Annotated in this window: 20 protein-coding genes; 13 read left to right on the forward strand and 7 right to left on the reverse strand. The window is 72.8% G+C overall.

From position 1 onward, the window contains the following. Positions 1–29 precede the first annotated feature (29 nt). Positions 30–569 carry a hypothetical protein gene (locus tag K6T25_RS05270; protein WP_225917812.1) on the forward strand — a complete coding sequence of 180 codons (540 nt, stop codon included), beginning with the start codon at positions 30–32 and terminating at the stop codon, positions 567–569. A 46-nt stretch (positions 570–615) separates the two neighbouring features. Here the strand turns inward: K6T25_RS05270 and gatB are convergent, their stop codons facing one another. From gatB to K6T25_RS05305, 7 genes are all read right to left on the reverse strand, one after another. Further along, positions 616–2,133 (reverse strand): Asp-tRNA(Asn)/Glu-tRNA(Gln) amidotransferase subunit GatB, encoded by a 1,518-nt coding sequence (gatB, locus tag K6T25_RS05275; RefSeq protein WP_222917058.1) that lies wholly within the window; start codon positions 2,131–2,133, stop codon positions 616–618. A 152-nt stretch (positions 2,134–2,285) separates the two neighbouring features. Next, the gene (locus K6T25_RS05280) at positions 2,286–2,954 is read right to left on the reverse strand and encodes a potassium channel family protein (RefSeq protein ID WP_222917059.1); all 669 of its coding nucleotides are present in this window, start codon (positions 2,952–2,954) and stop codon (positions 2,286–2,288) included. A 3-nt stretch (positions 2,955–2,957) separates the two neighbouring features. Beyond that, entirely contained in the window at positions 2,958–4,448 is a 1,491-nt protein-coding gene (locus tag K6T25_RS05285; RefSeq protein WP_222917061.1) for an APC family permease, read from the reverse strand. An 86-nt stretch (positions 4,449–4,534) separates the two neighbouring features. Next, positions 4,535–4,765 (reverse strand): H/ACA ribonucleoprotein complex subunit GAR1, encoded by a 231-nt coding sequence (locus K6T25_RS05290; RefSeq protein ID WP_222917062.1) that lies wholly within the window; start codon positions 4,763–4,765, stop codon positions 4,535–4,537. A gap of 20 nt (positions 4,766–4,785) precedes the next feature. Next, positions 4,786–5,067: a signal recognition particle subunit SRP19 gene (gene srp19 / locus K6T25_RS05295; RefSeq protein WP_222917064.1), complete on the reverse strand. Its 282-nt coding sequence runs from the start codon at positions 5,065–5,067 to the stop codon at positions 4,786–4,788. A gap of 71 nt (positions 5,068–5,138) precedes the next feature. Further along, positions 5,139–5,600, reverse strand: a complete 462-nt coding sequence (locus K6T25_RS05300; protein WP_222917066.1) for an SHOCT domain-containing protein — start codon at positions 5,598–5,600, stop codon at positions 5,139–5,141. A 44-nt stretch (positions 5,601–5,644) separates the two neighbouring features. Further along, positions 5,645–6,865, reverse strand: coding sequence for a PGF-CTERM-anchored ABC transporter substrate-binding protein (locus K6T25_RS05305; RefSeq protein WP_222917068.1), 1,221 nt, complete (start codon positions 6,863–6,865; stop codon positions 5,645–5,647). A gap of 58 nt (positions 6,866–6,923) precedes the next feature. Between K6T25_RS05305 and btuC the strand changes: the two genes are divergently transcribed. The 12 genes from btuC to K6T25_RS05360 all read left to right on the forward strand — a co-directional run bounded on the left by btuC (position 6,924) and on the right by K6T25_RS05360 (position 18,749). Then, positions 6,924–8,066: a vitamin B12 ABC transporter permease BtuC gene (btuC, locus tag K6T25_RS05310; protein WP_222917070.1), complete on the forward strand. Its 1,143-nt coding sequence runs from the start codon at positions 6,924–6,926 to the stop codon at positions 8,064–8,066. After that, positions 8,063–8,926, forward strand: coding sequence for an ABC transporter ATP-binding protein (locus K6T25_RS05315; protein ID WP_225917813.1), 864 nt, complete (start codon positions 8,063–8,065; stop codon positions 8,924–8,926). The genes btuC and K6T25_RS05315 overlap by 4 nt, the downstream gene beginning before the upstream one ends. Before the next feature lie 133 nt (positions 8,927–9,059). After that, complete coding sequence (gene cobT, locus K6T25_RS05320; RefSeq protein ID WP_222917072.1) at positions 9,060–10,118, forward strand: nicotinate mononucleotide-dependent phosphoribosyltransferase CobT; 1,059 nt, start codon at positions 9,060–9,062, stop codon at positions 10,116–10,118. Then, on the forward strand, positions 10,115–11,473 hold the full coding sequence (locus K6T25_RS05325; protein ID WP_222917074.1) for a cobyrinic acid a,c-diamide synthase: 1,359 nt from the start codon (positions 10,115–10,117) through the stop codon (positions 11,471–11,473). Before cobT ends, K6T25_RS05325 begins: the two co-directional genes overlap by 4 nt. 58 nt (positions 11,474–11,531) lie before the next feature. After that, positions 11,532–12,173, forward strand: a complete 642-nt coding sequence (locus K6T25_RS05330; RefSeq protein ID WP_222917876.1) for an HAD family hydrolase — start codon at positions 11,532–11,534, stop codon at positions 12,171–12,173. Then, complete coding sequence (locus K6T25_RS05335) at positions 12,164–13,099, forward strand: CobD/CbiB family cobalamin biosynthesis protein (protein WP_222917076.1); 936 nt, start codon at positions 12,164–12,166, stop codon at positions 13,097–13,099. The genes K6T25_RS05330 and K6T25_RS05335 overlap by 10 nt, the downstream gene beginning before the upstream one ends. Further along, positions 13,096–13,893 (forward strand): adenosylcobinamide-GDP ribazoletransferase, encoded by a 798-nt coding sequence (gene cobS / locus K6T25_RS05340; protein WP_225917814.1) that lies wholly within the window; start codon positions 13,096–13,098, stop codon positions 13,891–13,893. The genes K6T25_RS05335 and cobS overlap by 4 nt, the downstream gene beginning before the upstream one ends. Further along, entirely contained in the window at positions 13,893–14,561 is a 669-nt protein-coding gene (locus K6T25_RS05345; RefSeq protein ID WP_222917878.1) for an NTP transferase domain-containing protein, read from the forward strand. Before cobS ends, K6T25_RS05345 begins: the two co-directional genes overlap by 1 nt. Next, on the forward strand, positions 14,558–15,571 hold the full coding sequence (locus tag K6T25_RS15515) for a threonine-phosphate decarboxylase (RefSeq protein WP_225917816.1): 1,014 nt from the start codon (positions 14,558–14,560) through the stop codon (positions 15,569–15,571). Before K6T25_RS05345 ends, K6T25_RS15515 begins: the two co-directional genes overlap by 4 nt. Further along, a complete protein-coding gene (locus tag K6T25_RS05350) occupies positions 15,561–16,310 on the forward strand; it encodes an adenosylcobinamide amidohydrolase (RefSeq protein WP_225917817.1) in 750 nt (249 codons plus the stop codon). Before K6T25_RS15515 ends, K6T25_RS05350 begins: the two co-directional genes overlap by 11 nt. 88 nt (positions 16,311–16,398) lie before the next feature. Then, complete coding sequence (locus tag K6T25_RS05355) at positions 16,399–17,133, forward strand: cob(I)yrinic acid a,c-diamide adenosyltransferase (protein ID WP_222917080.1); 735 nt, start codon at positions 16,399–16,401, stop codon at positions 17,131–17,133. Beyond that, positions 17,133–18,749, forward strand: coding sequence for a cobyric acid synthase (locus K6T25_RS05360; RefSeq protein ID WP_222917082.1), 1,617 nt, complete (start codon positions 17,133–17,135; stop codon positions 18,747–18,749). The genes K6T25_RS05355 and K6T25_RS05360 overlap by 1 nt, the downstream gene beginning before the upstream one ends. The last annotated feature ends 14 nt before the right edge of the window (positions 18,750–18,763 follow it).

Raw genomic sequence — 18,763 nt, forward strand, 5'->3', positions numbered from 1 at the left:
CCGTCGTCGCGGCCGGTGTATCCAAGCGGGTGGCGCCCGAATCCGAGGACATGGACGGATCGACGACGCGGCCGTACGGCGCGGCGATCGCGATCACCTCCGGCGTGTACTCGCTGGTGTCCGCGACCGTCGGCGGAACGATGACGGGGGCCGGCGGAGCGATGGGATCGGGCGGGATGACCGGATCCGGCGGAATGGCGGGGACGACCGGGATCGGGCTCGCGAGCTGGGTGATGCTCGCGATCGGCGTCGTCGTCGTGGTTCACGGCGCGGTCCTGCTGACGCCGGCGGTCAAGCGGCTCGGGAGCGCGAGCGGCCCCCTGATGATCGCCTACTCGCTCGTGATGCTGCTGCTCCAGGCGCTGGGAGGTGCCGGAATGACCGGCATGGGGATGACCGGCGGAACGGGGACGATGGGCAGCATGGGCTCGACCGCGACCGCCGGGATGGGCTGGGACCTCGGCATGGTCGCGCTCGCGGTGCTCATGCTGTTCAGCGGGATCGTCATGACGACACGCGAGGACGGGGAGCGCGGAATGTACCGCGACGTCGACGACGGCGGAACGTAGGCTGACGGATCGAGAGCGAAACGCGACGCACGGGTCGAGTCGCCGCCTACTCGTCCAGCCGCTCGCGCAGCATCGCGTTCACGTCACCCGGCGCCGCCGAGCCCCCGGTCTTGGCCATCACCTGCCCGACGAGGAAGTTGATCGCGCCGCCCTCGCCGGCGTGGTAGTCGTCGACCGCGTCGGGGTTCTCCTCGATCGCCTCCGCGACAGCCGTCGCGACCTCGTCGTCGCCGGCGGTCCCGAGCCCCTCGCGCTCGATGACCTCGTCGGGGGACAGGCCCTCGTCGAGCATCGCGCGGAGGACGACCTCCTCGGCGTTCTTCGTCGTCACCTCCTCGCCGTCCACGAGCTCGATCAGGCGGGTGAACTCGTCGAGCCGGTCGGTCACGTCCTCGATCGCCATGTCGCGGTAGTTCAGCTCTCCGAGCAGGGTGTCGGCGACCCACGCGGCCGCCAGATCGGGGTCGAACTGGCCGGCGACGTCCTCGTAGAAGTCGGCGACGGCCTTGCGGGAGGTGAGCTTCGAGGCGGCCTCCGTGTCGAGGCCGTACGCCTCGCGGAAGCGCTCGCGGCGGGCGTCCGGCAGCTCCGGGATGGCGATTCGCTCCTTCCAGTCGGACACCTGCAGCGCGGGCAGATCCGCCTCCCGGAAGTAGCGGTAGTCCTTCTCCTCCTCCTTCGAGCGCATCGAGACGGTGTTACCGTGCGTCTCGTTGAAGTGGCGCGTCTCCTGTTCGACGGCCTTGTCGCGCTTGATGAGGTTCTCCTGTCGGTTCCGCTCGTAGCTGAGCGCCTGCTCGGCGCCCTTGTGGCTGGAGATGTTTTTGACCTCCGTGCGGTTGGCGGAGTCGAGCACGTCGTCGTCGATACGACCGTCGTCGCCGACCGCACTCGCCTCGATCATCGAGAGGTTCGCGTCGATGCGGAGGCTGCCGTCGCGGCCGGCGTCGAACACGCCGAGGTACTCGAGGACCTCCTCCAGCTTCTCCAGGAAGGCGCGTACCTCCTTCGGGTCGCGGAAGTCGGGCTCGGTGACGACCTCCATCAGCGGCGTGCCCGCGCGGTTGTAGTCGACCAGCGAGTAGTCCGCGCGGTCGACGGACGTGGTGCGCACGTCGAGATCCGCCGGCCCCTCGCGGACGTGGCGCAGGCTCCCGGGGTCCTCCTCCAGATGGGCGCGGCGGACGCTGACGGTGCGGCGCTCGCCCTCGTGGGAGAACTCCAGCTCGCCGTCGGCACACAGCGGCGCGTCGTACTGGGTGATCTGGAAGTTCTTCGGGAGGTCGGGGTAGTAGTAGTTCTTCCGGTGGAACCGGGTCTCCTCGGGGATGTCGGCGTCGAGCGCCTTCCCCACCTTGACGGCGGCCTCGACGGCCGCTTCGTTGAGCACCGGGAGGGCTCCGGGGAGCCCGAGACAGGTGGGACAGACGCGCGTGTTGGGCTCCTCCTCCTCGACGGGGTCGGTGGAACATCCGCAGAAGATCTTGGTGTCCGTCTCGAGCTGGACGTGGACCTCCAGCCCGATGACGGGCACCAACTCGGCCCGTTCGGCTGCTCGTGCCATCGTTGAACCGAGATTTGCGACGCCGCAGGTAAAGCCTGACGGGACGGTCGCGGGGAGCGTGGCGGCCGCGCTGGCGAGGTGGACCGCGGCGGGCGCGAGCACGACGCGCCGGGGCGTGGCGCGTCCGCGGTCGCCGCGGCGACGGGCCGCAGTCAGTCGCTCCGGTCGGCGCCCCCGCGCATGAGGTTCAGCACCTCGTCGCTCACGTCGGATTGGGCGGCGACGACGTACGACCGACCGGCTTCGAGCACCGTCTCCGAGCCGGCGATGCGCTCGCCGTCGGCGTCGGAGACGACGAGGCTCCCGCGGGGCAGCGTCACGTCGGTCAGCGATCGGCCCGCGACGGGCGCCCCGTCGACGACCTCGATCTCCATGATCTCGAGGGCCCCCGTGACGTCCTCCAGCGAGCGAACCCCGTGCTCGACGGAGTTGACCGCCGCACGGGCGCCGGCACGCTCCGGGAACACCACGGAGTCGACGAAGCGATGGTACTCGTCCCCGATCGCGTGGTCGGTGCGCATCACCGTCCACACCTCCGGCGCGAGTTGCGAGACGGCCAGACACACCGCGAGGTTCGTCCCGGTGTTGCCGGTCAGCGCCGTGACGACGTCGACCCGGTCGAGGCCGGCCTGTTCGAGGATGCTGGGGCGTGTCGCGTCGCCCTCGATGATGGTGGCGACGTACTCGTCGGAGAGTTCGTCCACGAGGTCGGGGTCCTGCTCGATGACGACGATGTCGTGACCCCGATCGTCCAGCAGCTGGGCCACGTATGAACCGACGCGGCCGCCGCCGACGACGAGGACGCGAAGTGGTCCTGCCATACCTCACCCGTCCCGCTCGTCCGTGTTAGGCGCGTCGGCTGCGCCGTCCCTCGTCGCGCTCGCGTCGGCGTCGGCCGACCGCCCGCGGTACCGTTCCAGCGCGTAGTAGACGACGAGGCCGACGGCGATCCAGCCGGCGCTCAACGCGAGCGCGAGGCGGTCGGTACGGAGGAGGTACTCCACGAGCACCCCGGCCAGGATCGTGTTCAACGCGATCCCCAACAGCGGCGGGATCGGGTAGTAGGGGATCTCGTAGGGGCGCGCCATGTCGGGGCGGCGCCGGCGGAGCCGGATAACCGAGACGTTGACGACGATGAACGAGAGGAGGAAGAAGAGACTCGACATGTTGCCCGCGCTCGCAGTGGGAAGCGAGACGGACGCGAGCATCACGACCGCGCTGGCGAGGATGGCGACGAACGGCGTCCCGTAGCGGTGGTGGATGTCGCCGAAGGAGGGCAGCAGTTGCCCCTCCCGGCCCATCGAGAACGCCACGCGCGAGGAGGCGATGACGACGGCGTTCAGCGCCGTGATCGTGGAGAACACCGCGCCGAAGACGATGACTGCGCCGCCGTTGCGGATGACCGGCAGGTCCGTCGGCATGAACGAGGTGGCCGCGCGGGCGATCCCGGCCTCGCCCGCCTGGGCCAACCCCTCGGCACCGAGCGTCCCGACGGCGACGGTGACGACCGCGAGATAGACGAGAACCGTCGCCACGAGGCTGACGAAGATGGCCTTCGGGATGTTCTCGCGGGGGTTCTCGACCTCTTCGGTGACGGTCGTGATGAGGTCGTACCCCTCGAAGGCGATGAATGTCAGCCCCATCGCCGGGAGGATGCTCGCGGCCCCTCCCGCGTCGGGGAACAGCGGGTCGAAGTTCTGGAACGTGAAGCTCGTCTCCCCACCGCCGCCGGCCGACAGCAGCCCGAAGGCGACGAACACGACCAGGATGGACACTTTCACGATCGTGAAGACGGTCTCGACGCTTCCGCTGGCGGCCGTCGACACCGCGTTGACGAGGACGAGCAGGCCGACCGCGGTCATCGCGAGCGCGACCGCTGCGGGGATGTCGACGGGAACGACCGGGACCGCGATCGCGCTGACTGCCTCGGGCGGGGGGACGAACCCGTAGACGTGAAGCAGTTCCAGGAAGTTCGGGGCGAACCCCAGCGCGTACAGGCCGCCGGCGATCATGTACGCGAACCACAACATCCACCCCATCACGAACGACCCCACGTCGTCGAACACCTCCCGAACGAAGGCGTAGCCGCCCCCGGACTTCGGGATAGCCGCCGCGAGCTCGGCGTACGAGAGCCCAGTGAACGCGGTCACGACGCCGTTGAGTGTGAACACGAGCACAGCAGCGGGGCCGGATATCTCGGCAGCGAGACCTGTCAACACGAAGATCCCGGCACCGATCATCGCGCCCATGCCGATCATGGTCGCGTCGAGAAGCCCCAGTTCGGCCGCCGGCTGGCGGGTGCCTTCCCCGGACATGTATGTGCGTGCGAATTCGGAGGTAACGCGCAGCATAAAGTCCGGCGACTGCCGCGCGTCGGCGCGGCCGTCCGGACGCGGTCACCTCACCGCGCGTACAGCTTCGCGCCGAGCAACCCAGTCAGCCGCGAGCGGTCCGTCGGCGACACCGCGACGTAGGGACGCTCGACCGGGCCGAACACGTCGACGACGCGACCCGCCGTCGAAAGCGACTCGTCGACGACCTCGCTGCCGATGCGAGCCGGGTCGGTCCCCTCGGGGACGCGCACGACCGCGAGCCCCTGGGCCGTGCGGACCACCTCGCCGACGCGCTTCATGGGACCACCACGGCGCGGCGTCAGTCCCCGCGGATGACGCCGAGGTAGGCGCCAACCGCCTGTACGAGGTCGTTCTTGGCGGTCTCCTCGGTGCCCGTGACGATCACGCGCCCGCGGGGCTCGTACTCCCGGCTGTACGTCGTGTCCCGTTCGATCTTCGCGTCGTAGCCGACCTGCTGGACGGCCTGCGCGATCTCGTCGACCGTCGGCTCCGACACCGCGAGGTCCTCGGGGACGCGTCGCCCCGCGGCGCGGGTGAGCGCCGCGTCGAAGTACGCGGGGTAGAGGACGTTCTCGACCATACCGGAGGGGCGGCGCCCGCGCGGAAAAAGGGTGCTATCGGCGGACGGCGACCGCGGCCGCGACCGGCACGCTACTCCCGCTCGGCCTCGCGCCGCTCCCGCTCGCCCGTCCGGCGGTCACGCTCGACCCGGTCCTCCGCGTCCTCCAGCGACTCCGTCTCCAGGAGCCGGTCGAGCTTTCGCTCGAACTGCTCGTCGGTGAGTTCGCCGCGGGCGTAGCGGTCGCGGAGGGTCCCGAGGGCGTCACGCGTGTCGGGGTCGGCCGGCGGCTCCTCGGGGCGAGTGGTGGTCTCCCCGTCGACACCGTCGGGTCCCTCGACCCGCTTCGCCTCCTCGTTCCGCCACTCCTCGATGTCGTCCTCGTCGCCGAACAGCATCGCGGTGATCGGCACGACGACGACGTATCCGAACAGCAGCGCCGCGAGCCACCAGTCCTGGCCGGTGAACATGGCGGCGAGCCAGATCCCGGTGACGACGGTGCTCACGACGCCAGTGAGGTTCTCCCGGAGGCGTTCGGCGGGGCTCGCGCTCATGGAAGAGCGGTCCCCGCAGGGGAAAATAAAACTCGTGGAGGGAGTTACCGGCCGCGCCGCGCCAGCAACGCCGAGCCGAGCACGGCTAGCACCGCGATCGCGACGCCGAATCCGGGACCGGAGGTCGCGGTCGCGCCGGCGCTGGTCGTTCGCGCCTCGTCCGTCGTCTCGGTCGCCGTGTCGGTGATCGGCTGACTCTCGGTCGCGGTCGGCGTCTCGGTCTCCATCGCGGCCACGGCTTCCTCGCGCGACTGGAAGTCAGCCTCGGCGGCCGCCTCGGGGTGGAAGCCCTCGGTCAGCGTCCGCACGCCCATGACGACCGAGCGCGGGGCGGGCTGGTTCATCCAGTTGCGGTCAACGGAAACCGTGTTGTTGTTCTGCACCGCGGGCGTGCTCGCGTACGGCTCCTCACCGAGGAGGTACGACGAGTAGCCCGTGACGACGAGGTAGTCGGGCGCCAGCTCGAGGACGACCTCGTCGTTGATCTGCGGGTAGCCGGTGAGGTCGCGCTCGGCCGCGACGTTCGTGCCGCCGGCGGTGTCGATCATCGCGGAGATGAACGTCTCGCTGCCGGCGATGTAGCCGCCGCCGAGCGGGTACAGCACGCGCCTGTCCTCGGCGTCGGCGGTCGCCTCACGGGCGGTTTCGACGTTCGCGGTCATCCACGCGTTCGCCTCGGCGGCGCCCTCACAGTTGCCGGTGAGCCGGCCGGTGAGCGTCGTCTTCTCGCGTACGTCCTCGATCGTCGTCGCCCCGGAGAAGTGGAACACCGTCACCCCCGCGTCGCGCAGCGCCTGGATGGTCCCGGCGGAGGTCGCGTTCGGAGCGAGCACGAGGTCGGGGTTCGTGCCCACGACCTTCTCGACGCTCACGCCGAAGCCGGCCGCCGAGACGTTCGTCCGGGAGTCGGCGCCGTCGAGGTACAGCGCGAACTGGCTCACGCCGACGACCTGCGACTCGCCGCCGATCTCCCACATGGTCTGTGCCGCGCTGGGGTTCAGCGTCGTGACCCGCTCGGGGCGCTCCTCGAGCGTCACATCGGTTCCCGTCGCGTCCGTGACGGTGACCGGGAACTCGCAGGTCGCCCCCGTCTGTGCGCTCGATGCGTCGGCCGCGCCGAGCGCGGGGGACTCCCCGACGCCGCTCTGTCCGCCGTCCGATGCCGTTCCGGCGGCCGTCCCCGCGGCCGCGGCCCCGACCGCCGGGACCGCCGCGGCGACGACCAACAGCGTCGCGATCAACAGCGTCCGTGTCCGTCGTGTCACGTTCCCAGCGTCCGGATAAGACAATAAATATTTATCTAATGCAAGCGGCCTTGAGATCGTGACACGCGTCTGGCGCCGCACCGCCGGCTACTCGACTGCCCTCCTCGGGCTCCTCGTCGGAGTCGTGACGGCGAGCGCCGGCATCGGACCGGTGTCGATCCCCGCCGGAACCGTGGCGGCCGTCGTCGCCAACGCCGTCGCGGTCCCGGTGGGCCTCGAGTGGGCAGCCGACGCCGTCGGGGGCGGCGGGCCGTTGACCGCCGGCCTCCCCCTCCGCGTCGAGTTCGCGCACCCGTTCGCGTTCCCGGTGTCGAGCACACACGAGGCGATCGTCATGCGGGTTCGCCTCCCGCGGATCCTGCTTGCGGCGTTCGTCGGCGTCGGCCTCGCGTCCGCCGGCACGGTGATGCAGGGGTTCTTCCGCAACCCGATGGCGGACCCGGGGATCATCGGCGTCTCCTCGGGCGCGGCCGTCGGCGCCGTCTCGTGGATCGTCGCCCCCGCCGGAGTGCTGGCGCTGCTCGGGCCGCTCCGGCCGCTCCTGACCGACGGTGCCGGGCTCCAGATCGCCGCCTTCTGCGGCGCGCTCCTCGCGGGCTTCGGCGTCTACCTGATCGCCAGTCGCGACGGCCGGACGCCCGTGGCGACGCTGCTGCTCGCGGGCGTCGCAGTACAGACGTTTCTGGGGGCCGTGGTCTCGTATCTCCTGTTGCACTCCGGGGAGTCGATCCGCCGGGTGACGTACTGGCTGATGGGCCACCTCAGCGGCGCGAGTTGGTCGGAGGTGACCGCCGCCGCGGTGGTCGTCCCCGCGCTGACGCTCGTGTTGTTCGCGTACGCCCGGGACCTGAACGTGCTCTTACTCGGCGAGACGGACGCCGTCGCGCTCGGCGTCGACGCCGAGCGGAGCAAGCGCGTCCTGCTGGCCGTCTCCTCGGTGTTGACCGGCGCCGCGGTCGCCGTCTCGGGCGTCATCGGCTTCGTCGGCCTCATCGTCCCCCACGGCGTCCGCCTGCTCGTCGGCCCGGATCACCGAGTGCTCCTGCCGACGAGCGCGCTCGCGGGCGGGAGCTTCCTCGTCGCCGCCGACACCTTCGCGCGCTCGGGCGTCGCGGAGCTGCCGGTCGGGATCGTCACCGCCGCCGTGGGCGCTCCCTTCTTCCTGTACCTGCTGCGGACTCGGGAGGTGTACGACCTGTGAGCGATCGGATCGACGCCGGCGATGTGACGGGAGGAACTGACATCGACGCCGCCGGCGACCCCCCGATGATCGCCGTCCGCGATCTCGTCGTCTCCCGCGGCGGCGAGCGCGTCCTCGACGGCGTCTCGCTGTCGGTCGACCGCGGGGAGCTCGTGGGGCTCGTCGGCCCCAACGGCGCCGGCAAGACCACGCTCGTCGCCGCCGTGAACGGTACGCTCGGGATCGACGGGGGCACCGTCGAACTGGACGGCCGCGACCGCCGGGAACTGTCTCAACGCGAGGTCGCCCGTCGTGTCGCCACGGTCCCACAGAAGACGAACACGGCGTTCGAGTTCCCCGTCGAGGCGATCGTCGAGATGGGGCGAACCGCCTACGTCTCCCGGTTCGGGACGACGACCGAGGCCGACCGCGACGCCGTCGACCGGGCGATGGAGCGCGCCGAAGTCCGGGAATTCGCCGACCGCTCGGTGACGACGCTGTCGGGCGGCGAGCGCCAGCGCGTGCTGTTCGCCCGGGCGCTGGCCGCCGAGACGCCGGGCCTCCTGCTCGACGAACCGACCGCCAGCCTCGACATCAACCATCAGGTCCGGACGCTCGAACTCGTCCGGGAGAGCGTCGACGACGGCAAGGCCGCCCTCGCGGCGATCCACGACCTGAACCTCGCGGCGCGGGTGTGCGACCGGCTCGTGTTGCTCGCGGGCGGATCCGTCCGTGCGAGCGGAACCCCGCGGGAGGTTCTCTCGGACGACGCGCTCGCGGACGCGTTCGGCGTCCGCACGGCCATCAACGACGACCCCGCGGTCGGTTCCCCGATGGTGACGGCGCTGCGGGAAAGCGATCGAGACACGGGAGAGTCGTAGCGACGGGAGTCAATCGGATTTGTCCTAACGCACTCACAATTGTTATACCGGGCGCCGTGTCTCCTACTGGCATGCAGAAGTCATCGGCGACCCCACGCGGACCGGACTCACCCGAGCAGTCGGAGGTCGGTGCGTGAGACTCGTCCTCGTCGCCGGGACGACCGAGACCGCGGCGGAGCCGGGGATCAGCGCAGCCGGGGCCGACCCGGAGCTGATGCGTCACACGCCCGGAGCCGACCTCGACGTGGTCGTTCACGGCGAGCCGACGCTCGCGCCGGTCGTGCCGGTGAGCCCGACGGGCTGTCCCACGCCCGCGGTTGTGACGCGCGCGGCCAGGGAGCTGCTCGGGTTCGACGCGATCGGCGTCGACGCCGGGATCGCCGGCCGGACGGGGGCACCGGCCATCGACGTCGGCGAGGGACCCGGCGCGGACGTGCGGGAGCCGACGGCGGTCCCCGGCGCCGAGGGGACGTACGAGCGGGCGCGCGAACTCGGGGGCGCGCTCCCGGACGACCGGATCGTGATCGGGGAGACGATTCCGGGCGGCACGACCACCGCGCTCGGCGTGTTGACCGCGCTGGGCGAGGAGCCGGCGGTGTCGTCGTCGCTTCCGGAGAACCCCCTCGACCTGAAGCGGCGGGTCGTCGCCGCGGGACTCGACGCCGGCGGGCTCGCGCCCGGCGACGCTGCCGGCGACCCGCTTCGGGCGGTTACGGCCGTCGGCGACCCCGTACTCGCGGCGGTCGCCGGCCTGACGGCGGGCGCCGTGGAGTCGGACACGGAGGTGACGCTCGCCGGCGGGACGCAACTCGCCGCCGCCGCGGCGCTGGTCCGTCACGCGGGCGTCGACGCGCCGCTGACGCTCGCGACCACGTCGTTCGTCGCGGACGACGGCTCCGCCGGGATCGCCGGGCTCGCCGACTCACTGAGCGTCGACCTGACCGTCACGGACCCCGGGTTCGACGGGGTCGAGCATCCCGCGATGGCGGCGTACGTCGCCGGCGAGGCGAAGGAGGGTGTCGGCATGGGCGGGGCGCTCCACCTCGTCGAGGAGTCGGCCGCCTCGATGGCCGACCTCCGCGAGCGGATCGTCGACGTGTACGACCGCCTGCTCGCGGGAGCCGACGCCTCCGAGGGGGCCGTTGAGGGGTCGCCCGATGGGGCGGGGACGGCGCCGGAGGGGGAGCCGTGAGGGGACTCGTCCTCGGCGGCACCGCCTCCGGCGTGGGCAAGACCGTCGCGACGCTGTCGGCCATCCGGGCGCTCGACGCCGCCGGCTACGCTGTCCAGCCGGCGAAGGCGGGCCCGGACTTCATCGACCCGAGCCACCACGAGCGCATCGCCGGCACCCCCTCTCGGACGCTCGACGTCTGGATGCAGGGAGAGGAGGGCCTCCGCCGGAACTACTATCGCGGCGGCTCCGACGGGTGCGACCCGTCTTCGCGGGGGACGTCGTCCCCCGCCCTCTGCGTGGTCGAGGGCGTCATGGGGCTGTACGACGGCGACGGGTCCAGCACGGCCCGGGTCGCCGAGGCGCTCGACCTTCCGGTTGTGCTCGTCGTCGACGCGAGCGCGGGGATGGAAAGCGTCGCCGCGACGTCGCTGGGCTTTCGCGAGTACGCCGCCCACGCCGGCCGCGACATCGACGTGGCGGGCGTGATCGCCCAGCGCGCCCACGGCGGGCGCCACGAGCGGGGGATCCGCGACGCGCTGCCCGAGGGGATCGCCTACCTCGGACGGATCCCCCCGAACCCGGATCTGGCGATCCCCGACCGGCACCTCGGGCTCCACATGGGCGAGGAGTCGCCCCTTCCCGGCGAGGCGCTCGATTCCGCGGCCGACCACCTCGACGCCGAGGCGCTGGCCGACCTCGCGCGCGAGCCGCCGCGACCGATCGGGCGCGACTCGCGACCGCCCGAGCGTGACTCCGGATCCCCGACCGGGAAGCGCGTCGCGGTCGCCGACGACGCCGCCTTCGCGTTCCACTACCCGGCGGCGCTGGAGCGCCTCCGGGAGCGCGCCGAGGTGGAGACGTTCGCGCCGACCCGCGGCGACGCGCTGCCCGAGTGCGACGCCGTCTACCTCCCCGGGGGCTACCCCGAACTCCACGCGCCCGCGCTCGCCGACAGCGACGCGCTCGACGACCTCGCGGACAGAGCGGCGGAGGGCCTCCCCGTGCTCGGGGAGTGCGGCGGACTGATGGCGCTCGCGGAGACGCTGACGACCGCCGACGGCGACACACACGGGATGGCAGGCGTCCTCCCGGCGGACGTGCGGATGCACGACCGGTATCAAGCGCTCGACCACGTCGAGCTTCGCGCCCGCGACGACACGCTCACCGCCCGAGCGGGCGAGACCCGCCGCGGCCACGAGTTCCACTACTCCTCGGCCGAGGTGGCCGACGACGCCCGCTTCGCCTTCGAGGTGGTCCGGGGCGACGGCATCGCCGACGGAATGGACGGCCTGACCGAGCACCGGACGCTCGGCACGTACGCGCACGTCCACCCCGAGAGCGGCGCGTTCGACTCGTTCCTGGAGGCGATCTGAGGTGGGGGCGGGCGGGTCGGGCGGCGCCGTCGAGGACGACGCGGGCGGTCACGGCGGCATCGCCGCCGTCTCGTTCGACCTGTTCGGCACCCTCGTCGACGCCGACACGCCCGACGATCCGGCCGCGGCCGTCGCCGCCGAGCTCCGCGATCGGGGCGTCGCCGTCCCCGACGACTGGGCCGACGCGTACGCCGAGCCACACTTGGAGTACACGGCGGGGGTCGAACGACCGCTCCATCACCACGTCGCGGCCGCGCTGGCGAGCCGCGGCCCCGAGCACGAGGCGCGTCCGTTCGTGGACGACGCCGCGGTGGCCGTCCGCGCGGCGTTCGATCGCCCGGTCGAGACGCGACCCGGCGCCGCCGAGGCGGTCGCGACGCTGTCCGAAACGTACCCCGTCGGCGTCCTGTCGAACTGCAGCGTTCCCGGGCTCGTCGGGCGGACGCTGGAGCGGTCGGTCGTGGACGCCGGGGACCTCGACGCCGTGACCGCCAGCGTCGAGTGCGGGTGGCGAAAGCCCGACGCGCGGGCGTTCGAGGCGGTCGCCGCCGACCTCGGCACACCAGTCGGGCGGCTGCTCCACGTCGGCGACGACCCGGAGACCGACGGCGGGGCGACCGACGCCGGCGCGCGGTTCGTCCCGGTCGGGGAGGTGTCGCTTCCGGAACTGCCGTCGGTCGTCGCGGAGCGATGGGGCTGACCGCCCTCGCTGCCGTCGGGCTGGCGGCGACGCTCGACGCCGCGTTCGCGGAGCCGCCGAGTCGCGTGCATCCGATCGCGCTGTTCGGGCGGGTCGTCGGCGCCGTCGAGCGCGAGTGGACCCGACCGCGGGCCGTCGGGGTCGCCGTCGCGGTCGTCCTGCCGCTGGCGGTCGCGGCGGTCGCGTGGGGGGTCGTCACCGGCGCCGGTGTTCTCGGGGGCAGCGGGGGCGTCACCCCCGTCGCCACTGCGGTGGTCGCGGGACTCGCGCTGTTCTCGCTCACGAGCCTGCGGATGCTCGTCGCCGTCGCGAGCGAGGTGGTCGACGCGGCCGAGCGCGACGCCGACGCCGCCCGCGAGTCGGCGATCGCGCTCGTCGGCCGGGACACGTCGTCGCTGTCGGCCGCGGAGATCCGGAGCGCCGCCGTCGAGAGCGCCGCCGAGAACCTCGCGGACGGACTCGTCGCACCCCTGCTGGCGTTCGCGATCGGCGCGCAGGGCTCGGTCGCCGTCGGCGTCGCGGCCGCCGCCTGGGTGAAGGGCGTGAACACGCTCGACTCGATGCTCGGCTATCCTGACAGGCCGGTCGGCACCGCGAGCGCCCGCCTCGACGACGCGGTTATGTGGGTGCCCGCCCGCGTCTCGGCCGTGTTGCTCGCCGTCGCCGCCGGGTCGCCGCGGTCGCTCGTCGACGCCCGACGCTGGGTGCGCGTCCCCGCCTCGCCCAACTCCGGGTGGCCGATGGCGACCGCCGCGGCCGCCCTCGGCGTCCGACTTGAGAAGTCCGGCGCGTACACGCTGAACTCCGACGCCGCACTCCCCTCGCTCGACGAGGCGCGGCGAGGCGTCCGCGCGGTCGCCGTCGCGGGGGCGCTGGCGTTCCTGCTCGCCGGAGCGGCCGTGGCGGTGGCGAGGGTGGGGCCGTGACTCCGAGCCCCATCGCCGCCGTCGCGGGCGCGCTCGGGTTCCTCTCCCGCGTCCCCGTCGGCCACAGCGACGCGCGCTGGGACGCGTTCCGGCGGACGCCGGCAGCGATCCCGGCCGTCGGCTACCCGATCGGCGCGCTGCTCGCGCTCCCGATCGCGGCGGTCGCGCTGGCGCCCGGCGGGATCGGCGCCGCCGTCCCGACCGAGACGGTCGCGGTGGTGTTCGTCGCGTGGCTGTACGCAGTCACCGGGATCACCCACCTCGACGGCGTCGCGGACCTGGGCGACGCGGCCGTCGTCCACGGCGACGCCGAGCGTCGTCTGGAGGTACTGAAGGACAGTTCCCTCGGCGTCGGCGGGGCGCTCGCGCTCGCGGTGGTCGTCCTCGGGCTCGCGGCCGGGGCCGCGCTGGTCGTCGACCTCGCACGGGTCGCCCCGCTGCCCGCCGTCGGCCTCGTGATCGGCGCCGAGGTCGCCGCGAAGGCGGCGACGGCGGCGCTCGTCTGTGTCGGCGAGGCACCCCACGGGGGGCTCGGCTCCGCGCTGACGGCCGAGTCCGGACCCCGTTCGCTCGTGTGGGTCGGGGCAGTGGCGGCGCCCGTCGCGCTCGTGGGGTGGCCCGCGCTTGCGCCCGGGATCGCCGTCCTCGTCGCCGCCGCCCTCGTCGCCGCCGCGGCGCTGTGGTGGGCGAGCGCTCGGATCGGCGGCGTCAGCGGCGACGTGCTCGGTGCGACGAACGAGATCTCCCGAGTCGTCGGGCTGCACATGGGGGTGATCGCGTGGACGCTCTCGTGATGTGCGGCGGCCGGGGCACCCGCCTCGGAGCGGTCGGCGCCGACACCGAGAAGCCGCTGGTCGAGATCGGCGGCGTTCCGATGGTCGACCGTGTGCTCATGGCGCTCGCCGAAAGTCGGATCGAGGGCGTCCACGCCGTCGTCTCGCCGCACACGCCCGCGACCGCGACACACCTCATCGGACGTGATGACCTGACGGTCATCGAGGCCCCCGGCGACGGCTACGTTTCCGACCTCGGCTACGCGCTGGATCGGGTCGGCCGACCCGTGCTCACCGTCGCGAGCGACCTTCCGCTGCTCACGGCCGGGACGGTCGACCGCGCGGTCGACGCCGCCGGCGGCGACGATGCTTGCGCTTCCGGGTCCGGCGGCGCGGCCGCGTCGCTGACGGTGTACGTCCCCGTCGACCGCAAGCGGGAAGTCGGGGCGAGCGTCGACGAGCGGACGACGACTGTCGACGGCCGCAAGGTCGTGCCCACCGGGCTGAACGTCGTCGGCGACGAGGACGGAGAGCCTGTCGACGAAAGCGCGCTCGTCGTCGCCGACGAGCGCCTCGCGGTGAACGTGAACCGCCCGCGAGACCTGCGCGTCGCCGAGGCGCTCCTGCGTCGTCGACGCGAGAGAACCGAGACAGTGCCCGACCACCACGACCACGGAGACCACCCATGAACTTCGATACCGCACGCGACACGCCCCGAACACCCCACGGCAGCAGCGACGACCCCGACGTGCTCGACTTCAGCGCGAACACCAACCCGCACGTCCCCGACGGCGCCGAGGCGGCCTACCGCGACGCCTTCGAGGCGGCCCGGACGTACCCACGGGAGCCGCCCGCGGAGTATCGCCGGGCGGCCGCCGAGTACGTCGACTGCGACCGGAAGGAGGTGATCCCCACACCCGGGGGGCTGGCGGCGATCCGGCTGACGATCGATCTCGCCGTGGAGCCGGGCGACTCGGTCGCGGTGCCGTCCCCGAGCTTCGGGGAGTACGCCCGCGAGGTGCGCCTGCAGGGCGGCGAGCAGTCGTTCGTTCCGCAAGACGAGATACTGGAGACCGACCCCGCCGAACACGCGCTCGCGATCGTCTGTAACCCGAACAACCCGACCGGGAACGCCTACGGGGACGACGACCTGCGGGCGTTCGCCGCGCGGTGCCGGAAGGCGGGGACGCCGCTGCTGGTCGACGAGGCGTTCCTCGGGTTCACCGACCGCCCGTCGCTGTCGGGGATGGACGGCGTGATCGTCGCTCGCTCGCTGACGAAGCTGTTCGGGCTGCCGGGCATCCGCGCGGGGTTCGCCGTCGCGACCGGCGACTGGGGGGAGATGCTGGCGAACGCCCGTCGCACCTGGAACCTCGGGGCGCCAGCGCTCGCGACCGGCGCCCACTGCATGCGACAGACGGCGTTCGTCGAGCGCGCTCGCGAGCGCGTCGCCGCCGAGCGCGAGCGCATGCGCGCGGCGCTTTCGGAGGCGGGATACGGCGTCCACCCCTCGGACGCGCCGTATCTCCTGCTCGATGTCGGCGACCGCGGGGTCGACGCGGTCGTCGAGGGCGCCGGCGAGGCCGGGATCGCGATCCGCGACGCGACGACGTTCCGCGGGCTCGACTCCCACGTCCGGGTGGCGGTCCGGACGCCCGCCGAGAACGACCGCCTGTTGGAGGTGCTCCGTGGGCTTTGAGACCGCGGTCGCCGACGGCGTCCTCCGCCTGCGCCGCCCCGACACGCGCTGGCTCTCGACCGGCTGGGACGGCGGCTTCGCGGACGCCCCGGCGGCGTACAACGTCTCGGTCCCCGAGGGCTGGGAGCGGACCGACCTCGACGCGTACGCCACCGAAAGGCTCGCTGACGCCGGGTTCGCGGGAACGGGAGGCGACCCCGCGGGTCCGGCGCTCCTGACGGGCGTCGACATGCCCCACGCGCGGGTCGCGCGCTCCGGCTCCGTCGTCGCGGTCGCGACCGCGGGGGTGTCGAACCCCGCGGCGCTGCCGATGGCGGCGGACTCGGAGGACGCCGGCGCTCCCACGCCGGAGACGGACGCCGAACGCGGCAGCGACGGCGTCGGCCGTGGCACCGTGAACGTCCTCGTCGCGACGACCCGGCGGCTCGACGACGGCGCGCTCGCGAACCTCGTCGCGGTCGCCGCGGAGGCGAAGGCCGCGACCCTGCTCGCGACGACGGGCTTCCCGGGCACGACGACCGACGCGGTCGTCGCCGGCAGCGCGCGCGACGGCGAACCCGCGACGTTCTCGGGGAGCGCGACGCCGGTCGGGAGCGCCGCCCGGGTGTGCGTCCGCGACGCCGTTCGCGCGAGCCTCGAGTCACGGTACGCCGCCGGCGACGCGACCGTTCCGGACTCAGTCGCCGACGCCGAGCACGGCGTCGTTACCGACCGCGAGGCGGAGGTGACGCGACCGTGAGCCGCCCCCGGCGGACCGACTGCATCCGAACTGGCCCCGTCCTCGCCGACCCGGGATCGTTTGCCGATCCACACCGTACGAGACACCCATGACAGACACGAACGCCGCCCCCGACGACGAGGAACGTACCGCCGACCGAGACGAAGAACGCGACGGGGATCCTCGCGCCCGGACGCCCGGGAAAGGGGTTACTCCCGCCGCACGCGACATCGACGCGAGTGCGCCCGAGGAGTTCGGGCTGGTGCAGACGTGGTGGGGCGACGGGAAGGGCAAGACGACGGCCGCGTTGGGGATGGCGTTCCGTGCCGCCGGCCACGGCTACCGGGTGCACCTCCTCCAGTTCATGAAAGGCGGCGCCGACAGCGTCGAGGACGTCCGCGGCGAGTACAACGCCATCGCCGCGATCCCGGGGATCACCTACGAGAACTCCGGCCACTACGGCTGGCACGCGATGGCCGACGGCACCGACGAGGACGACCACGCCGCCCGCGCTGCTGCGGGGTTCGAGCGTGCCCGCGAACTGGTCGACGGCTGGGCGGACGCCGACCTGACCGCGCCGCTTCCGCTCGACGGCGACCCGGAGGACGGCGCGCACATGCTCGTCCTCGACGAGGTGGTGTACGCCGTCAACCGCGGGTTGGTCGACCCGGACGACCTGCTCGAACTGGTCGAGTCCAAACCCGACGCCCTCGAACTCGTCCTCACGGGCGGCCACGAGGAGCCCGAGTACCTCGCCGACGCCTCGGACCTGATCACGAACGTTCGCAAGGTGAAACACCCCTTCGACGAGGGCCACCGCGCCCGCAAGGGCACCGAGTACTGATGGCCGGGGGTGAGCGCGGGAGCGCGGAGGACGGCGACGGGGTTCTCGGGGACGCGGCCGGTCGCTGCGACGCCGGCGACGGTGACCGCGACCACGCCGCCACCCTCCTCGTCGCCGGCACGGCGAGCCACGTCGGCAAGAGCACCGTCGTGGCGGGGCTGTGCCGTCGCCTCGCCGACGCCGGCGTGTCGGTCGCGCCGTTCAAGGCGCAGAACATGAGCAACAACGCCCGCGCGGCGCTCACGGCCGACGGCGACTGGGGAGAGATCGGCGTCTCGCAGTTCGTGCAGGCTCGTGCGGCGAGGATCACGCCGACGACGGACACGAACCCCGTCCTGCTCAAGCCCCGCGGCGAGGGCGAGAGCCAGCTCGTGATCGACGGCGAAGCGATCGGCCACTACGGGGCCGGAACCTACTACGACGAGCACTGGGAGATCTCGCGGGGGGCCGCGCGCAATGCGTACGACCGACTCGCGGCCGACCACGACGTGATCGTCGCCGAGGGCGCCGGGTCGATCGCCGAGATCAACCTCCACGACCGCGACCTCGCGAACGTCGAGACCGCCCGGTTCGGGGACGCGTCCATCCTCCTGCTGGGCGACATCGAGCGCGGCGGCGTGTTCGCCAGCCTCTACGGCACGCTCGAACTGCTGCCCGGGGACCTCCGCGGGCGCGTCGCGGCGACGGCGATCACGAAGTTCCGCGGCGACGCCTCCCTCCTCGAACCGGGGATCGAGGAGCTGGAGGCGCGGACGGGCGTGCCCGTCGCGGCGGTGCTCCCGTACGACGACCCCGGGCTTCCCGAGGAGGACAGCGTCGCCCTCCCCGACGAGGACACCCGGGCGGTCGTCGGCGACGACGACGGCGTCGCCGACGCGGCCGCGGTGACGGTCGCGGTGCCGCGCCTCCCGCGAGTGTCGAACTTCTCCGACCTGGACCCGCTCGCGCGCACGCCTGGCGTCCGGGTCGCGTACGTCCCTCTCGACGCCGACCTCGCGGACGCCCACGCGGTTGTGCTCCCGGGCACGAAGAACACCGTCGACGACCTGCTGGCGCTGCGGGATGCGGGCCTCGACGAGCGACTCCGGGCGTTCGACGGCCCGATCGTCGGGGTCTGCGGCGGCTACCAGCTGCTCGGCGAGCGGATCACGAACGCGGCCATGGAGGGAACCGGCGACGCCGACGAGGTCGCCGGGATGGGCCTGCTCCCGGTCGAGACGCGCTTTCGCGAGGACAAGCGCGTCCGGGAGACGACCGTCCCGGCCGACGGCGCCGGCCCGCTCGCGGACGTGACCGGGACGGTGTCGGGCTACGAGATCCACATGGGACGGACGGAGCCCGTGGACGATGACGGCGTCGAGACGCCGCTTGAGCCGGGGAGCGCCGCCGTCGGCGACGTGCTCGGCACGTACCTCCACGACGTGTTCGCGACCGAGACCGTTCGGGAGGCGTTCGTCGACGCCGTCTTCGCCCACGCGGGTCGCGAGCGTCCCGCCGAGCCCACCGCCGCGCGCGACCCGTACGAGGCCGCCGCGGCGCTCGTCGCCGACCTCGACGTGTCGGCCCTGCTCGGCGGCGACGTGCACGCGATCTCGGAGTCGAACGCGGACCGGTAGCCCTTTTCGCGCGG

Origin of the sequence: Halobaculum rubrum, assembly GCF_019880225.1 — an archaeon.
GTDB lineage: Archaea > Halobacteriota > Halobacteria > Halobacteriales > Haloferacaceae > Halobaculum > Halobaculum rubrum.